A 15,704-nucleotide genomic window follows, 5' to 3' on the forward strand; every position below is an offset into this window, starting at 1 on the left:
CGGACGGCGCCGCTACGGTGACCGACCCCTTTCCAGCCGTCGGTAGCCGGCGGCCGCCCCCTCCGAGCTCCGGTGTCTCAGGACGTCAGGCCGGGGCCAGTGCGCGACCGGAACTCGGCCCAGGGCGCGAGATCCGTGCCCTCGTCGGTCTCCTCGTACCAGCCCGTGCCGTCCAGCCACACGTGCAGCCAGTCGGTGAGGGTGGGCGCGTCCACGAACCAGGCGCCGTCGGCGTCGTCGGCGTTCGGCTCGTACAGGAGGACGGTGGCCTGCGGAGTGCGGCAGTCCACGCACGCGTACATGCCACAGCCCCAGTGGGATATCGGCAGCACGCCCTCGGGCCAGGGCCACTCCGGATCCTTGCGGCCGTACGCGCGGTTGGCGAGGTACTGGGCGACGGCGGCGGGTTCGCCGGAGGGCGGGGCGTCGAGCAGGGGCAGCAGGCCGTACGACGGGCCGAAGCCGCCGTCCCCCACTCGTCGGTAGAGCGCGGCGAGCAGGGGCGGCAGCGGGAAGCCCAGGGCCTCCCGAGCCCGGTCGAGCGTGGCCGCGTCGACGGGCGCGGGCAGCGAAGGCCAGCCCCAGGGGCGGGAGTTGCGGGCCTGCGCGGTCACCCGTGTCAGCAATTGCTCGAACTCGGTCATGGCTTCATGATGCAGGCCGGCACTGCCAACGGGGCCGGGCTGTGGACAACGGCCCGTCGGTGCTCCGACCTGTGGACAACTCGGGTGTCAGGGTCGACGGGCGGGGTGCGGTCAGCGGGTCGCGAACGGCTCGTCGGTGGGCACGATCTCGCGGCCCAGCGGGAGCAGGGAGACCGGGATCAGCTTGAAGTTGGCGATACCGAACGGGATCCCGATGATCGTGACGCACATGGCGATACCGGTGACGATGTGGGCGAGGGCCAGCCACCAGCCCGCCAGCACCAGCCACAGCACGTTGCCGACGCAGGAGCCGGCGCCCGCGTCGCGCCGCTCGACGGTCGTGTACCCGAAGGGCCACAGGGCGTAGACGCCGATCCGGAACGCCGCTATGCCGAACGGGATGCCGATGATCGTGATGCAGAGGATCACGCCCGCGAGCAGGTACCCGAGGAACAGCCAGAAGCCGCTCAGGACGAGCCAAATGACGTTCAGGATGGTCTTCACTGGGGGCGACCTGCCATCTTCTCTAGCCGGGCGATCCGTTCCGCCATCGGCGGGTGCGTCGAGAACATCTTGGACAGTCCCTGGCCCGGACGGAAGGGGTTCGCGATCATCATGTGGCTCGCGGTCTCGATCCGGGGCTCCGGAGGAAGCGGAAGCTGCTTGGTGCCGGCCTCCAGCTTGCGCAACGCGCTGGCCAGGGCGAGCGGGTCGCCGGTGAGCTGGGCTCCGGAGGCATCCGCCTCGTACTCCCGGGAGCGGCTGATGGCGAGCTGGATGAGGGAGGCGGCGAGCGGGCCGAGGATCATGATCAGCAGCAGGCCGAGGAAGCCGGGGCCGTCGTCGTCGTCCGAACGGCCGACCGGGATCAGCCAGGCGAAGTTGACCAGGAACATGATCACGGAGGCGAGGGCGCCGGCCACCGACGAGATGAGGATGTCGCGGTTGTAGACGTGACTCAGTTCGTGGCCGATGACCCCGCGCAGTTCACGTTCGTCCAGGATGCGCATGATGCCCTCGGTGCAACACACGGCGGCGTTGCGTGGGTTGCGGCCGGTCGCGAAGGCGTTCGGCGCCTCCGTCGGGGAGATGTACAGGCGGGGCATGGGCTGCCGGGCCTGGGTGGAGAGTTCCCGGACCATCCGGTACAGGGCCGGGGCCTCGAACTCGCTCACCGGGCGCGCGCGCATCGCGCGTAGCGCGAGTTTGTCGCTGTTCCAGTACGCGTACGCGTTCGTGCCGAGGGCGACGAGGACCGCGACGATCAGACCCGTCCGGCCGAAGAAGCTGCCGATGACGATGATGAGTGCCGACAGTCCTCCGAGGAGAACTGCGGTCCTGAGCCCGTTGTGCCGGCGGTGCACGGTACGCCCTCCAAGTCGTGCGGCAGGGGAACCCTTTGCCTGCGCTGCTGCCTTCCGGTCTGCGATGCCACCGGTGCCGTGGTGTCACGTCCAGTGGACCCTCCCGCACTGGTCAACGCCAGGCGGCGGCCACTAGTTCCCTTGTGCCCGCTGTGCGCCACGTGAGCCGTCCGGGTGAAGGGCGGCCCGCCATGAGTGGGCACGCCCTGCACGCGCGCGTGGGCGTCAGAAAAGGCCGGTGCCGGCGAAGCGCAGCACCAGCTGCGGTGCTCCGGACAGTGCGATGCCCAGGGTGCCGGTGAGGGCGAGCGCGGCCGTGAGGGGGGCCGGGAGGACGTGCTGGGCCGGTTCGCCCTCGGGGGCGCGGAACAGCAGGGTCGTCCACTGGAGGTAGTAGTACAGGGCGATCACGACGTTGACCGCCATGACGACGGCCAGCCAGCCGAGGCCCGCGTCGACGGCCGTCGAGAAGACGGTGACCTTCGCGAACAGTCCGATGACGCCGGGCGGGAGTCCGGCCAGGCACAGCAGGAAGAAGGCCAGGAGCAGCGCGGTGAGCGGGTTGCTGCCGTACAGGCCGCGGTAGTCGGAGATGCGGTTCAGGTGCCGTGTACGCGCCACCAGGGCGGCCACCGCGAAGGCGCCGAGGTTGACGGCCGCGTACATGAGGGCGTAGGCGACGGTGGAGCCTACGGTCTTCCGTGCGTCCTCGGTGTATCCGGCGGCGGCGATCGGCACCAGCAGATAACCTGCCTGGCCCACCGACGACCAGGCGAGCAGTCGTACCGCGCTGTACGCGCGCGTGGCCTGCTGGCGCAGGGCCGCGACGTTGCCGACGGTCATGGTGAGCGCGGCCAGGGCGGCGAGCGCGGGTCCCCAGACGTCGGCGTACGACGGGAAGGCGACGACGGTGACCAGGATCAGGCCGGAGAAGCCGACGGCCTTGCCGACGACCGACAGGTAGGCGGCGATCGGGAGCGGGGCGCCGACGTAGGTGTCGGGCACCCAGAAGTGGAACGGCACGGCGGCTGTCTTGAAGGCGAAACCCACAAGGGTGAGGACGACACCCGTCTGGGCGAGGGTGTGCAGTTGTCCGTCGACGTGCTGGATACGGTCGGCGACCTGGGTGAGGTAGAGGCTGCCGGTGGTGGCGTACACGAAGCTGACGCCCATGAGGCTGACGGCGGTCGCGGTCACCGAGGACAGGAAAAACTTCAGGGCCGCTTCGGAGGAGCGTCTGTCGCCGTGCCGGATGCCGACGAGGGCGAAGGCGGGCAGGGAGGCGACCTCCAGGGCGACGATCAGGGTGGCGAGGTCGCGGGAGGCGGGCAGCAGGGCGGCGCCGGCCGCCGAGGAGAGCAGCAGGAACCAGAACTCGCCCTGGGGGTAGCGGCTCCTGCCGTCCTTGAGGGCGGTGAGGGAGAGCAGGGCGGTGAGCAGGGCGCCGCCGAGGACCAGGAACTGCACGACCAGGGTGAACCGGTCCGCGGTGTAGCTGCACGCGCGCGGGGCGCCGTTCAGGCAGAAGGTGCTGCGGTCGTGGTCCAGGAGCGGGAGCAACAGGGCGGCGGCCGCGGCGAGTCCGGCGACCGACACCCAGCCGAGGAGCGGCTTCCTGGCTTCGGGCACGAACAGGTCGGCGATCAGAACGGCGAGACCGACGACCGCGGCGAGCGTGGGCGGGGCGATGGCGAGCCAGTCGACGGACTGGACGAGGTTCGCGGCCAGGGGCTGGGCCAGGGCGCTCATCGGGTGCCTCCTGCGAGGAGCTGCTGCACGGCCGGGTCGGTCAGGCCGAGCAGGGCCCTGGGCCACAGTCCGGCGACGACGGTGAGGACGACGAGCGGGGTCCAGGCCGCGAACTCGTACGTGCGGACGTCGGCGAGCCGCGGCGCGTCCTGCGGTACGGCGCCCATGCAGACGCGGCGGACCACGGCCAGCATGTAGGCGGCGGTCAGCAGGGTGCCGAAGGCGGCGATCGCCATGAAGGTCAGGAAGGCCGGGCGGCTGAGGCCGGCGGCTGGCTCGAACGCACCGAACAGGGCCAGCATCTCGCCCCAGAACCCGGCGAGTCCGGGCAGTCCGAGCGAGGCGACGGCGGCGAACGCCAGCAGCCCGCCGAGGCGCGGTGCCTTGCCGTACAGGGCGGCGCCGGTGCTCTCGGAGAGGGTGTCGAGGTCGGTGGTTCCGGTGCGGTCCTTGATGCCGCCGACCAGGAAGAACAGCAGGCCGGTGATGAGCCCGTGGGCGATGTTGGCGAACAGGGCGCCGTTGACGCCGGTCGGGGTCATGGTGGCGACGCCGAGCAGGACGAAGCCCATGTGGCCGACGGAGGAGTACGCGATCAGCCGTTTGAGGTCGCCCCGCACTCCCTGTTTGGCCAGGTTCAGGCAGGCCAGGGACCCGTAGATGATCCCGACGACGGCGAGGGCGGCGAGGTAGGGCGCGAAGGTGCGGAAACCGTCCGGCGCGACCGGCAGCAGGATGCGGACGAACCCGTACGTTCCCATCTTCAGCAGGACACCGGCCAGCATCACCGAGCCGACGGTCGGCGCGGCGGTGTGGGCGTCCGGCAGCCAGCTGTGCAGGGGCCACATCGGGGTCTTCACCGCAAGCCCGATCCCGATCGCCAGAACAGCGATGACCTGCACGGATGCGGTCAGTGACCGGCCGTTGTCAGTGGCGAGTGCGACCATGTCGAACGTGCCCGCCTTGATTCCGATCAGGAGCAGGCCGAGCAGCATGACGACGGACCCGAGCAGCGTGAAGAGGATGAATCTCCAGGCGGCTCGGGTCCGTCCCTCGCCGCCCCAGCGGGCGATGAGGAAGTACATCGGGATGAGCACGGTCTCGAACGCGAGGAAGAAGAGCAGCAGGTCGAGGACGGCGAAGGTCGCGAGGGTGCCGGACTCCAGGACGAGCAGCAGTGCGACGAAGGCCTTCGGGGACGGGCCCGCGGGCATGTTGAAGTACGAGTACAGCGCGCAGAGGAAGGTCAGCAGCGCGGTCAGGACCACGAGGGGGAGGGAGATGCCGTCGATGCCGAGGTGGATGCGCACGTCGAGTGCGGGGATCCAGCTGATGTCGGTCGTGGCCTGCATCCTCGACGGATGGCCGTGGTCGAAGCCGAGTGCGAGGACGATCGCGGCGAGCAGGATCGCGCCGGTGACGGTCACGCCGTGCCGGAGCACGGCCTGCTCGGGTGACTTGCCCTTCAGTCCGGGCGGGGCGGGCAGCAGAGCGGCGACGGCGCCCAGGAGCGGGCCGACGACGATCAATGCCAGAAGGAACTGCATCACGGATTCGCTGATATCGATCACGCCTGCTCACGCTCCCGTGGCGACGAGGAGGACGGCGACCGCCAGGACGACGGTGCCGGCGAGCAGCGCGCTCACATAGGTCTGGACGTTGCCGGTCTGGGCCCGCCGGACGGCGGCGCCGAGCAGGCGTGGCAGGGCTCCCGCTCCGCGGACGTAGGTGTCGACGACCTCACGGTCGAGGAACCGGACGAGGCTCGCGGCGGCCAGGACCGGGCGGACGAACAGTGCGTCGTACAGGGCGTCCAGGTGGAAGCCCTCGGCCGCGTGCCGGTGCAGTGGGCCGAGCAGGGCCCGGCCGGGGTCGGCCGGGTCGGGTGCGTAGGCCACGTCGCCGAACGCCGGAGCGTGGGCGGCGATGGCCTCGGCCTCGACCAGTGCGGCATCGCCCTCCGGGTGGGCGGCGACGGCGCCCAGCGGGACCCGGGCCGCCGCCGTCCGGGTGCGCAGCCAGGCGCCGTAGGTGAGGAGTCCGCCGGCCAGCGCGAGGCCGGTGCCGAGGACCGAGGTGGTGAGGGTGGGGGTGAGGGCGCGGCCGTCGAACCAGCCGGGCAGCGAGCGGTAGGCGAAGCCGCCGAAGGCGAGGGACGGGACGGCCAGCACCCACAGCACCACCGTCATGGACAGCGGCTGCCTGCCGTGGTCCGGGGCTTCGGCTCCCTTGCCTCGGAAGGCCAGCAGCCACAGCCGGGTCGCGTACGCGGCGGTGAGCAGCGCGGTGACCAGGCCCGCGACGAGAACGACCCAGCCGGCGCTGCCGGGGACGTGCTCGGCGTGACCGGTCGTCGCGTGCTCGGCGGCGCCGAGGACGGACTCCTTGGAGAAGAAGCCGCTGAAGGGCGGAATCGCGGCGAGCGCGAGCAGGGCCACGGTCATCGTCCAGTAAGCGTCCGGGACGCGGTCGCGCAGGCCGGACGTGCGGGACATGACGGCGAGCGAGTTGGTGCCGGCGGCATGGATCACCACGCCGGCCGCGAGGAACAGCAGCGCCTTGAAGGCGCCGTGGGACAGGAGGTGGAACACGGCGGCACCGCGGTCGCCGACGGCGAGGGCGCCGGTCATGTAGCCGAGCTGCCCGATCGTCGAGTAGGCGAGGACGCGTTTGATGTCGTCCTGGGCGAGGGCGGCGAGACCAGAACCCACCATCGTGACGGCGCCCATCACCGCGAGGACGACCATCACGGCCGCGCTGGCCTCGAAGACCGGAAGGAGACGGGCCACGAAGTAGACACCGGCGGCGACCATCGTCGCGGCGTGGATCAGCGCGGAGACCGGGGTCGGGCCGGCCATCGCGTCGGGGAGCCAGGTGTGCAGCGGGAACTGCGCCGACTTGCCCGCCACACCGCACAGGAGAAGCAGGCCGACGAGGGTCGGGTGGTGCAGGCCGCCGTGCGCGACCGTGGAGAGGACCGTGGTGACGCGGAACGATCCGGCGTCGGTGGCCAGCGCGAACAGGCCGATCAGGAACGGCACGTCGCCGAGCTTGGTGACCAGGAAGGCCTTGATGGAGGCGGCGCGCGCTTCGGGGGTCTCCCAGTAGTGGCCGACGAGGAAGTAGGAGCAGATGCCCATGACTTCCCAGCCGACGAGCAGCACGATCAGGTCGCCGGAGTAGACGACCAGCAGCATCGCGGAGGTGAACAGGGAGACGAGGGCGGCGTACGAGGGGTAGCGCGGGTCGTCGCGGAGGTAGCCGGTCGAGTAGATCTGTACGCAGGTGGCGACGAAGGCGACCAGGACGGCGACCAGGGCGGCGAAGCCGTCGATGTACAGGGCGAGTTCGATGGGGACCGAACCGGTCGGGGTGAGTTCGGTGTGCGTCTCGACGGGCCGGCCGCCGCCCTGGTCGGCGGCGACCGTGCAGGCCAGGGCCAGTGCGGCGAGCGTCGGCAGGACCGCGAGCGGGCGGACGAAGCCGGGGGCCGTGCGCCCCAGGAGCAGGCCGGCCACGGCGCCGAGGAACGGCAGGAGGGGAATGAGAACGGCGAGGGTGGTCGTGGTCACGCGGTGGCCTCAGCCTTCTCGTCGGCCGCCCCGTCCGTGGGCGGGCCGGCCGTGCCGTCCTCGTGGCCTTCGGCGGTGTCACGGAGCCGGTCGATGTCGGCGGTGCCGCGGTTGCGGTGGACGGCGAGGACGATCGCCAGGCCGATGCCGATCTCGGCGGCGGCGATGGCGATGGTGAACAGGGTCAGGGCCTGGCCGGAGTGCAGGGTGTCCCGGGCGGCCCTGCTCAGCCAGACGTCGAAGGCGACGAGGTTGAGGTTGACGGCGTTGAGCATCAGCTCGACCGACATCAGGACCAGGATCGCGTTGCGGCGGGCCAGGACGCCGTACAGGCCGGTGCAGAAGAGGAGGGCGGAGAACACGGCGGGATAGGCGAGGTGCATCAGCGGGCGCCTTCCTGCTCGATCGGGTGAATCCCGGAATCCGTGACCGAGGGGGAACTCTGCGTGACCGGCCGGCCGTTCACAGGAGGCGGGGACGGATCCGCCTTCGCCTTCCGGGACAGGACGATCGCCCCGACCAGGGCCGCGAGGAGGAGGACGGAAAGGGCCTCGAAGGGCAGGACCCAGTTCTGGAAGAGGCTCGCACCGGTGACCTTCGTCGAACCGGCGGCGGCGCCGCCCAGGTCGATCCAGGTGGTGCGGAAGGCGTCGACGACCACCCAGACCAGAGTGGCCGCCGCGGACACGGCGACGGCCAGCGCGAACCAGCGGTTGCCGGAGTCGGCGTCCGGGGAGCGGCCGATCGGGGCCCTGGTGAGCATCAGACCGAAGAGAAGGAGGACGACGACGGAACCCACATAGATGAGCACCTGCACCCAGGCGATGAACTCGGCGGTGAGAAGCAGGTATTCGACGGCGAGCCCTCCGAGGGCGACCACCAGCCACAGGGCGGCGTGCACCAGCTGGCGCGTGGTCACCGTGACGAGCGCGGCGCCGAAGGTGACCAGGCCGACGAGGAGGAAGGCGACCTCCACGCCGGTCGGGGACAGGAAGCCGTGCGGCGCTTGGGCCATGGCGGTCACGACTCCCCCTCCCCCGGTTCGGCGCGGTCGGCGGACGGCTCCGTCTGCGCGGCGGCGAGCTTCTCGGCGGTCTTGCGGGCGGCCGCGATCTCCTTCGGTTCCTCCGCGCCGGGGTCGAGGGCGGGCGGTGCGGGGACCGTCCACATCCACTCACGGAGCTTGTCCCGCTCGTGGGTGAGCTCGTGGATGTCGGTCTCCGCGTACTCGAACTCGGGCGACCAGAACAGAGCGTCGAAAGGACAGACCTCGATGCAGATACCGCAGTACATGCACAGGGAGAAGTCGATGGCGAAGCGGTCCAGCACGTTGCGGCTGCGTTCCCGGCCGCCGGGGGCCGCCGCCGGGACGGTCTCCTTGTGGGAGTCGATGTAGATGCACCAGTCGGGGCACTCACGGGCGCAGAGCATGCAGACCGTGCAGTTCTCCTCGAACAGGCCGATCACACCCCGGGTACGGGGTGGCAGGTCGGGAAGCGCGTCCGGGTACTGCTCGGTGACCGACTTCCGGGTCATCGTGCGCAGGGTGACGGCCAGGCCCTTGGCGAGGCCGGAGCCAGGGATGGGGGCCACTAGGAGATCACCACCTTGACGATGCCGGTGAGGGCGATCTGAGCGAGAGAGAGGGGGACGAGAAGGGTCCAGGAGAACTTCTGCAGCTGGTCCTCGCGCAGGCGGGGGTAGGTGACGCGGAGCCAGATCACGACGAAGGCGAGGAGGGCCGCCTTCAGCAGGGTCCACAGCCAGCCGAGGCCGTCGGCGCACCACGGCCCGTGCCAGCCGCCCAGGAAGAGGACGGTGGTCAGACCGCACAGGACGACGATCCCGGCGTACTCGGCGAGCAGGAACAGGGCGAAGCGCAGACCGGTGTACTCGGTGTACGCGCCGAAGATGATCTCCGAGTCGGCGACGGGCATGTCGAACGGCGGCCGCTGGAGCTCAGCGAGACCGGCGATGAAGAACACCAGTCCGCCGGTGATCTGCCAGGGCAGCCACCACCAGTGGAAGGCACCGACGATGCCCGGCAGGGAGACCGTGCCGGCCGCCATCGCCACGGAGGCGGCGGCGAGCAGCATCGGCAGTTCGTAGGCGAGGAGCTGAGCGGCGGTGCGCAGGCCGCCGAGGAGGGAGAACTTGTTGGCGCTGGCCCAGCCGGCCATGAGCGAGCCGAGGACGCCGACGCCCATGACGGCCAGTACGAAGAACACGCCAGCGTCCACTGCCTGGCCGACGGCGCCCTCGCCGGGTCCGATGGGGATGGCCAGCAGCACGAGGAGATACGGGAGGAGGGCCACCGCAGGCGCCAGTTGGAAGACACGGCGGTCCGCACCCGCCGGGACCACGTCCTCCTTCTGCGCGAACTTCACGCCGTCGGCGATCAGCTGGGCCCAGCCGTGGAAGCCGCCGGCGTACATCGGGCCGAGGCGGCCCTGCATGTGAGCCATCACCTTGTGCTCCGTCTGACCGACGATCAGGGGAAAGGTGAGGAAGACGACGAACACGACGAGGAGTCGCAGGGCGACGTCCAGAGCGTCGTTCACTGCGAGCCTCCTGGGCGGTCGTCACGGGGCGGTCGTTCGGGATCGGCGTTGTCGGGGGCGGCCTGGTCATGGGTGGCCTGGTCTGGCGTGACCTTGTCGGGGGCGTCGGGGTCGGGAGGGGAGCCGGGTGCGGAGGCTTCGGGCGCCTCGGCTGCTTCGGAGGCTTCGGGGGTTTCGTGCGCTTCGGAGGCTTCGGAAGCTTCGGAGGCCGAGCGTTCAAGGGTTGGGCCCTCAGGAGCCGAGCCGTCCGAGACCGGAGACTTCTTGGTCACGGATCCGGCCCCCGGTTCGGGCCCGGTCGGCCCAGGCGACTCGTCCGGCTCGGTCGGCGCCGGGCGCCGCCGCTCGGCGGGTCCTGGCTCGTCGAAAGCGGGGCGAGCGTGGTGCCACGGCGCGTCCGCGCTGCGCGAGGGCCGCGGTGGGGTGGCCGTTCCCGGGGCCGCCGCCGTCTCCGCGGCGCGCTGCGAGGCGGAACCGCCCGAGGCGGTACGCGCCCGACGCGGTCCCCGGGGAGCCGACGGCGTCCCCGCCGCCCGGCCCTCCGCCGCCTGAGCGGTCTCGCCCGAGGCGGCCTCTCCCACGGCAGTCTGCTCGGCCGTGGTCTGTTCCGCCCCGGTCGGTTCTGCCCCGGTCGGCTCTGCCCCGGCCTCAGCCCGCTCCACCGCGGCCTGCCCGGCCTCGGTCTGCTCAGCCTCGGTCCGCCCGGTCCCTTCGGCCCCTCTCCCCTCGACCCCGGTCCGCCCGGCCCCAGTCCGTCCCTGAGCCGTTTCCCCCTCGGGGGCGTGGCGTTGGGAAGCGGATCCGGTGCTTGCCGTGCGTGTCCGTCGTGGAGACGCCGGCGGTTGCTCCGTGGAGGCCGCCCGCTGAGAGGCGGAGCCGGCGCTCGCGGTGCGGGAGCGGCGTGGGGTGGTCGTCGTCGGTCCGGGTTCGGGCTGCGCTGCCTCCGGGGCACGGGAGCCCGCGGCCTCGGGCGTCTCCGCCGCCTGGCTCGCCGAACCCTGGGCCGCGGTGCGTGCGCGTCGTACCGGCCGGTCGCCGGCAGTGGCGGGCGGGCGGGTGCCGGCGGTACGGGCCGGGCGGGCGGGGGCGGGCGGGAGCTGGCCCTTGAGGGGGCCCCACTCGTTGGGGTCGGGGACACCAGGAGGGAGCATCTGGCGGCGTTTGGGACCGCCGTGGTCGGACTCGCCCGGTTCCTTGGCGCCGGGCCATGCCTTGGCGACCCGGGCGGCCAGGACGAAGTCCTTGCGCAGGGGGTGGCCCTCGAAGGTTTCCGGGAGGAGGAGGTGGTCGAGTCCGGGGTGGCCGGTGAAGCGGACGCCGAACATCTCGTGGGTTTCGCGTTCGTGCCAGCGGGCGCCCGCGTAGACGTCGACGGCGGACGGGAGTTCGGGGGCGGTGTGCGGCACCGTCGTACGCAGCAGGAGGCGGCGTACCGGGGCGAGCGCGACGACGTGGGCGGAGACGCGGAAGCCGGTGCCGGGTTCGTCGACCGCGCTCAGCCAGTCGAAGTAGGTGCAGGCGAGGGTCCTACGGGCGACTTCCAGGGCGGCGAGCCAGGAGGACGGCGGGACGTCGACCGTCAGCACCCCGTACGACTCCTCCGCCGTCGCGTCCGGGCCGAAGAACTCCCCAACAGGGGCCGGCAGCCAGCCGGTGGGGGCGGTCATCGCGCGTCCCCCTCCTCCGCCGTCTCCGCGGTCTCCCCTTTCTCCGCCGTCGTCTCCGTCACGGGAGCCGGGGCCGGTGCCGAGGCCGGGGGGCGCACCAAGCCGCTCTGGAGGGCCGCGGCGGAGGGGCGCTGGGTGCCGTAGCGGTCGCGGAGGGACTCGGCCGCGATCTTCTCCTGGAGTTTCAGGATGCCCTGGAGGAGGGCCTCCGGGCGGGGCGGGCAGCCGGGGACGTAGACGTCGACGGGGATGATCTGGTCGACGCCCTTGGTGACGGAGTAGGAGTCCCAGTACGGGCCGCCGCAGTTCGAGCAGGCGCCGAAGGAGATGACGTACTTCGGTTCGGGCATCTGCTCGTACAGGCGCTTGACCGCCGGGGCCATCTTGTCCGTGACCGTGCCCGAGACCACCATCAGGTCGGCCTGGCGCGGGCCCGGCGCGAAGGGGATCACGCCGAGGCGGATGAAGTCGTGGCGGGCCATCGACGCGGCGATGAACTCGATCGCGCAGCAGGCGAGACCGAAGTTGAAGACCCAGAGCGAGTAGCGGCGGCCCCAGTTGAGGACGACCTTCATCGGCTCGGGGGCGAGGCGGGCGAGGGCGCCCAGCCTCTTCGGCTCCGGCAGCAGGACAGGTTCGGGCTGCGGGACGGGCTCCGGCATCACGTCCATGTCAGGACGCCCTTCTTGTATGCGTACAGCAGGCCGACGGTGAGGAAGCCGAGGAAGATGAACATCTCCACGAGCGTGGCCGCACCGTAGCCGGGGGCGGCGAAGACCGTCGCCCAGGGGAACAGGAAGATCGAGTCGACGGCGAAGATGACGTAGAGGAAGGCGTAGACGTAGTAGCGGACCTGGGTGTGGGCCCAGCCCTCGCCGACGGGGTCGACGCCGCACTCGTAGGTGAGGAGTTTCTCGGGGGTGGGGACCACCGGGCGCAGTAGCCGGCCGGCCCCGAAGGCCACGGCGACGAAGAGCACGCCGACAACGGTCAGCAGCCCCACGACCGAGTAGGACGCGAAGTAGCCCGCCGCGACGGCCACGGTCGGTTCGCCACCCACCGTCTCCCGCATCGTCCGTCCCTCACTCCCTCGACAGGCAGCGCGCCCGGCCCGGCCCGTCGTCCCGGCCTCGGTCCGTGACCTCGGTCGACTCCTGATTCGACGATCTGTACGCACGGGAGTCTAGGCCCTGATAAAGACACGGTAAGCAGGCCGTCACACGGTGGGACATGATGCGGGAGCCACTGGTGGGGTTTTCCCCAGGGTGACCCGGGCGGCGAACTCCATGGCGCGGCGTCACGGCACACGGCACGCTGGCGCATATGACCGCACCCGTACCCCGATCCCTCAGCTCCGTCGACGGCGGAGACGACCGTGAGCGGCTGCCGCCCGTGCGCTTCGCCTACGACGGTCACACCTGGAAGGAGATCGCGCACCTTCTGCTGAACCTGCCGATGTCGTTGTTCGGCTTCGTGTACGTGACGACGACGCTGTGGGTGAGCGGCATCCTGACGCTCACGGTGATCGGCATTCCGCTGCTCGCCGCCACCCTGCTGGGCGCCCGGCAGCTGGGGAAGCTGGAACGGGCACGCGCGCGCGGGCTGCTCGGGGTGCGGGTGGACGAGCCGACGCCGATGCCGTGGGGCAAGCGCGGTGGGGGCTCGCAGCGGCTCTGGATGACGCTGAAGGACCCGGTGGGCTGGCGGACGCTGCTGTACGACTTCATCCGGCTGCCCTGGGGTGTCCTCACCTTCTGCGTGACGCTGGTCTCGCTGTTCGTGCTGTGGCCGGTGCTGCCGTTCATCGCGCGCGGGCTCACGAACGTGGACCGGGCGATGGTCCGCGGTCTGCTGTCGCCGTCCGACGAGCTGGAGCGCCGGATCGCCGAACTGGAGTCCGACCGGGGCGTGGTCGTGGACACCGCCGCCGCCGATCTCCGGCGGATCGAGCGGGACCTGCACGACGGCGCGCAGGCCCGTCTCGTCAACCTGGCGATGGGGCTGGGCCTGGCGAAGGAGAAGCTGCTGGAGGATCCGGACGCGGCCGCCGTGATGGTCGAGGAGGCGCACGGCGAGGTGAAGCTGGCCCTCCAGGAGCTGCGGGATCTGGCCCGGGGCATCCATCCGGCGGTGCTGACCGACCGGGGCCTGGACGCGGCGCTGTCCTCGGTGGCCTCGCGGTGCACGGTGCCGGTGCAGGTGACCGCGGACCTGCCGGCCAGACCGGCGCCCGCGATCGAGGGCATCGCCTACTTCACCGTCTCCGAGCTGCTGCAGAACATCAGCAAGCACAGCGGGGCGCGCAGCGCCGCGGTCGACGTGTGGCGGACCGAGGACCGGCTGCTGATCCAGGTGTGGGACGACGGTCGCGGCGGGGCCAGCCTGGACCGCGGCACCGGGATGCGGGGGCTCGCGGACCGGCTGGGCGCGGTCGACGGCCTGTTCGTCGTGGACTCCCCGGAAGGCGGTCCGACGACGGTCACCGCCGAACTGCCCTGGCGCGACCGGTCCTAGGCCGGACGGGCGGGGCGGACGCGAGGGGTAGGGAAAACCCCCCGTCCGAGACGCCGACGGACTCCATGGTCCGCGCGTCCGCGGCACAGCAGGGTGGAGGTACGGCAGGACAGGGCCGATATGACTGGGACAGGACAGGACGGGACGGCGGCGATGGCCACGGAGTACGGGCAGGCACACGGGTACGACTACTCGCAGAACGAGTCGTACGGGTCGTACGGGTCCTACGGGTCGAACGGGTCGAACGGGTCGTACGGCGGGAACGAGCCCTACGGCGAGCGTCGGCGTCGGGTGCCCGCCGTGCTGCGGGCGCCGTTCGAGGCGCGCAGCTGGCGTGAGTTCGGCTATGTGCTGCTGGGCTTTCCGGTCGGTGTCGCGCTGTTCGTGTGGACCGTGACGATGCTGTCCCTGGGTGTGGGGCTGCTGGTGACCTTCGTCGGGATCCCGCTGCTGGCGGTGGCCCTCGCCGGGTGCCGGGGTTTCGGAGCGCTGGAGCGGGCACGCGCGCGCGGGCTGCTGAAACTGCGGGTGGCGGACCCGGAGCCGGTGCGGATGCGCAAGCCGGGGTTCTTCGCCTGGATGGGCGCGGTGCTGAAGAGCGGCACGTCCTGGCGTCATCTGCTGTACGCGGTCCTGCAGTTCCCGTGGTCGATGTTCTCGTTCGTCGTCGCGCTCAACTTCTGGGCGTACGGCTGGGCCCTGCTGACGTATCCGCTGTGGTTCTGGGTCTTCCCGGTGTACGCCGGACAGGACGGGATCCAGCTGTACGGCGACGCGCACCACAGCGTCTACCTCGACAACCCGTTCGAGATCACCGTGACGGCGCTGGTGGGGCTGCTGTTCACGCTGGCCACGCCGTGGATCGTACGGGCGCTGACGATGGTGGACCGGGTGATGGTGCACGGGCTGCTGGGGCCGTCGAGGCTGGCTTCGCGGGTGGTGGAGCTGGAGTCGGACCGCGGGGTGGTCGTGGACACGGCCGCCGCCGACCTGCGGCGGATCGAGCGGGACCTGCACGACGGGGCGCAGGCGCGGCTGGTGGCACTGGCCATGGATCTGGGGCTGGCGAAGGAGAAGCTGCGGGAGGATCCGCAGGTCGCGGCGCGCATGGTGGACGAGGCGCACGGTGAGGTGAAGACCGCGTTGCAGGAGCTGCGGGATCTGGCCCGGGGCATCCATCCGGCGGTGCTGACCGACCGGGGCCTGGACGCGGCGCTGTCCTCGGTGGCCTCGCGGTGCACGGTGCCGGTGCGGGTGGAGGTCGACCTGGTGGAGCGGCCGGCGGCGGCGATCGAGGGGATCGCGTACTTCACGGTGTCGGAGCTGCTGCAGAACGTCAGCAAGCACGCGCGTGCGCGCGAGGCGTCGGTGGACGTGTGGCGCAGCGAGGACCGGCTGATGTTGCAGGTCGTCGACGACGGGGTGGGGGGCGCGGACACGTCCGGCGGGTCGGGGCTGGCGGGGCTGGCCGAGCGGCTGGACGCGGTCGACGGGATCCTGGTGGTGGACTCGCCGGCCGGCGGACCCACCCGGGTGACGGCGGAGCTGCCCTGGCGGCGCTGAAGAACCCTGGGGGTCACGGCCGCCGCCCCCGCTCTCGAGTCGCGGCCTGTTTTGGCCCGCGGCCTCCCCT

At 71.5% G+C, this 15,704-nt stretch carries 15 protein-coding genes; 2 read left to right on the forward strand and 13 right to left on the reverse strand.

Annotation, left to right across the window (positions count from 1 at the left end):
• Positions 1-77 precede the first annotated feature (77 nt).
• The 13 genes from MB828_RS03170 to MB828_RS03230 all read right to left on the reverse strand — a co-directional run bounded on the left by MB828_RS03170 (position 78) and on the right by MB828_RS03230 (position 12,629).
• On the reverse strand, positions 78-644 hold the full coding sequence (locus MB828_RS03170; protein WP_301646822.1) for an SMI1/KNR4 family protein: 567 nt from the start codon (positions 642-644) through the stop codon (positions 78-80).
• A 111-nt stretch (positions 645-755) separates the two neighbouring features.
• Positions 756-1,148 carry a YccF domain-containing protein gene (locus MB828_RS03175; RefSeq protein WP_301646823.1) on the reverse strand — a complete coding sequence of 131 codons (393 nt, stop codon included), beginning with the start codon at positions 1,146-1,148 and terminating at the stop codon, positions 756-758.
• Positions 1,145-2,008 carry a zinc metalloprotease HtpX gene (htpX, locus tag MB828_RS03180; RefSeq protein ID WP_133027436.1) on the reverse strand — a complete coding sequence of 288 codons (864 nt, stop codon included), beginning with the start codon at positions 2,006-2,008 and terminating at the stop codon, positions 1,145-1,147. The genes MB828_RS03175 and htpX overlap by 4 nt, the downstream gene beginning before the upstream one ends.
• A 225-nt stretch (positions 2,009-2,233) precedes the next feature.
• Positions 2,234-3,757 (reverse strand): NADH-quinone oxidoreductase subunit N, encoded by a 1,524-nt coding sequence (locus MB828_RS03185; RefSeq protein WP_301646824.1) that lies wholly within the window; start codon positions 3,755-3,757, stop codon positions 2,234-2,236.
• Positions 3,754-5,328, reverse strand: coding sequence for a complex I subunit 4 family protein (locus MB828_RS03190; RefSeq protein WP_301646825.1), 1,575 nt, complete (start codon positions 5,326-5,328; stop codon positions 3,754-3,756). The genes MB828_RS03185 and MB828_RS03190 overlap by 4 nt, the downstream gene beginning before the upstream one ends.
• A gap of 6 nt (positions 5,329-5,334) precedes the next feature.
• A complete protein-coding gene (locus MB828_RS03195; protein ID WP_301646826.1) occupies positions 5,335-7,329 on the reverse strand; it encodes an NADH-quinone oxidoreductase subunit 5 family protein in 1,995 nt (664 codons plus the stop codon).
• Complete coding sequence (nuoK, locus tag MB828_RS03200; RefSeq protein WP_301646827.1) at positions 7,326-7,712, reverse strand: NADH-quinone oxidoreductase subunit NuoK; 387 nt, start codon at positions 7,710-7,712, stop codon at positions 7,326-7,328. The genes MB828_RS03195 and nuoK overlap by 4 nt, the downstream gene beginning before the upstream one ends.
• Positions 7,712-8,344 carry an NADH-quinone oxidoreductase subunit J family protein gene (locus tag MB828_RS03205; protein ID WP_301646943.1) on the reverse strand — a complete coding sequence of 211 codons (633 nt, stop codon included), beginning with the start codon at positions 8,342-8,344 and terminating at the stop codon, positions 7,712-7,714. Before MB828_RS03205 ends, nuoK begins: the two co-directional genes overlap by 1 nt.
• Before the next feature lie 5 nt (positions 8,345-8,349).
• Complete coding sequence (locus MB828_RS03210; protein ID WP_301646828.1) at positions 8,350-8,922, reverse strand: NuoI/complex I 23 kDa subunit family protein; 573 nt, start codon at positions 8,920-8,922, stop codon at positions 8,350-8,352.
• The gene (locus tag MB828_RS03215; RefSeq protein WP_301646829.1) at positions 8,922-9,890 is read right to left on the reverse strand and encodes a complex I subunit 1/NuoH family protein; all 969 of its coding nucleotides are present in this window, start codon (positions 9,888-9,890) and stop codon (positions 8,922-8,924) included. The genes MB828_RS03210 and MB828_RS03215 overlap by 1 nt, the downstream gene beginning before the upstream one ends.
• Positions 9,887-11,557 (reverse strand): NADH-quinone oxidoreductase subunit C, encoded by a 1,671-nt coding sequence (locus MB828_RS03220; protein ID WP_301646830.1) that lies wholly within the window; start codon positions 11,555-11,557, stop codon positions 9,887-9,889. Before MB828_RS03220 ends, MB828_RS03215 begins: the two co-directional genes overlap by 4 nt.
• The gene (locus MB828_RS03225; RefSeq protein WP_301646831.1) at positions 11,554-12,228 is read right to left on the reverse strand and encodes an NADH-quinone oxidoreductase subunit B; all 675 of its coding nucleotides are present in this window, start codon (positions 12,226-12,228) and stop codon (positions 11,554-11,556) included. The genes MB828_RS03220 and MB828_RS03225 overlap by 4 nt, the downstream gene beginning before the upstream one ends.
• Complete coding sequence (locus MB828_RS03230) at positions 12,219-12,629, reverse strand: NADH-quinone oxidoreductase subunit A (protein WP_046726411.1); 411 nt, start codon at positions 12,627-12,629, stop codon at positions 12,219-12,221. Before MB828_RS03230 ends, MB828_RS03225 begins: the two co-directional genes overlap by 10 nt.
• Before the next feature lie 251 nt (positions 12,630-12,880).
• Between MB828_RS03230 and MB828_RS03235 the strand changes: the two genes are divergently transcribed.
• Together MB828_RS03235 and MB828_RS03240 are read left to right on the forward strand one after the other, a co-directional pair.
• A complete protein-coding gene (locus MB828_RS03235; RefSeq protein ID WP_301646832.1) occupies positions 12,881-14,071 on the forward strand; it encodes a sensor histidine kinase in 1,191 nt (396 codons plus the stop codon).
• Between the two features lie 153 nt (positions 14,072-14,224).
• Positions 14,225-15,634 carry a sensor histidine kinase gene (locus MB828_RS03240; protein ID WP_301646944.1) on the forward strand — a complete coding sequence of 470 codons (1,410 nt, stop codon included), beginning with the start codon at positions 14,225-14,227 and terminating at the stop codon, positions 15,632-15,634.
• Positions 15,635-15,704 lie beyond the last annotated feature (70 nt).

The sequence above is a fragment of the Streptomyces arenae genome (assembly GCF_022343545.1).
In the GTDB taxonomy this organism is placed as follows: domain Bacteria; phylum Actinomycetota; class Actinomycetes; order Streptomycetales; family Streptomycetaceae; genus Streptomyces; species Streptomyces humi.

Excerpts from the sequence above, each read along its gene's own strand:
- MB828_RS03170 (WP_301646822.1), bottom strand. The coding sequence starts at position 644 with ATGACCGAGTTCGAGCAATTGCTGACACGGGTGACCGCGCAGGCCCGC.
- MB828_RS03185 (WP_301646824.1), bottom strand. The coding sequence starts at position 3,757 with ATGAGCGCCCTGGCCCAGCCCCTGGCCGCGAACCTCGTCCAGTCCGTC.
- nuoK (WP_301646827.1), bottom strand. The coding sequence starts at position 7,712 with ATGCACCTCGCCTATCCCGCCGTGTTCTCCGCCCTCCTCTTCTGCACC.
- MB828_RS03205 (WP_301646943.1), bottom strand. The coding sequence starts at position 8,344 with ATGGCCCAAGCGCCGCACGGCTTCCTGTCCCCGACCGGCGTGGAGGTC.
- MB828_RS03220 (WP_301646830.1), bottom strand. The coding sequence starts at position 11,557 with ATGACCGCCCCCACCGGCTGGCTGCCGGCCCCTGTTGGGGAGTTCTTC.
- MB828_RS03225 (WP_301646831.1), bottom strand. The coding sequence starts at position 12,228 with ATGGACGTGATGCCGGAGCCCGTCCCGCAGCCCGAACCTGTCCTGCTG.
- MB828_RS03230 (WP_046726411.1), bottom strand. The coding sequence starts at position 12,629 with ATGCGGGAGACGGTGGGTGGCGAACCGACCGTGGCCGTCGCGGCGGGC.
- MB828_RS03235 (WP_301646832.1), top strand. The coding sequence starts at position 12,881 with ATGACCGCACCCGTACCCCGATCCCTCAGCTCCGTCGACGGCGGAGAC.
- MB828_RS03240 (WP_301646944.1), top strand. The coding sequence starts at position 14,225 with ATGGCCACGGAGTACGGGCAGGCACACGGGTACGACTACTCGCAGAAC.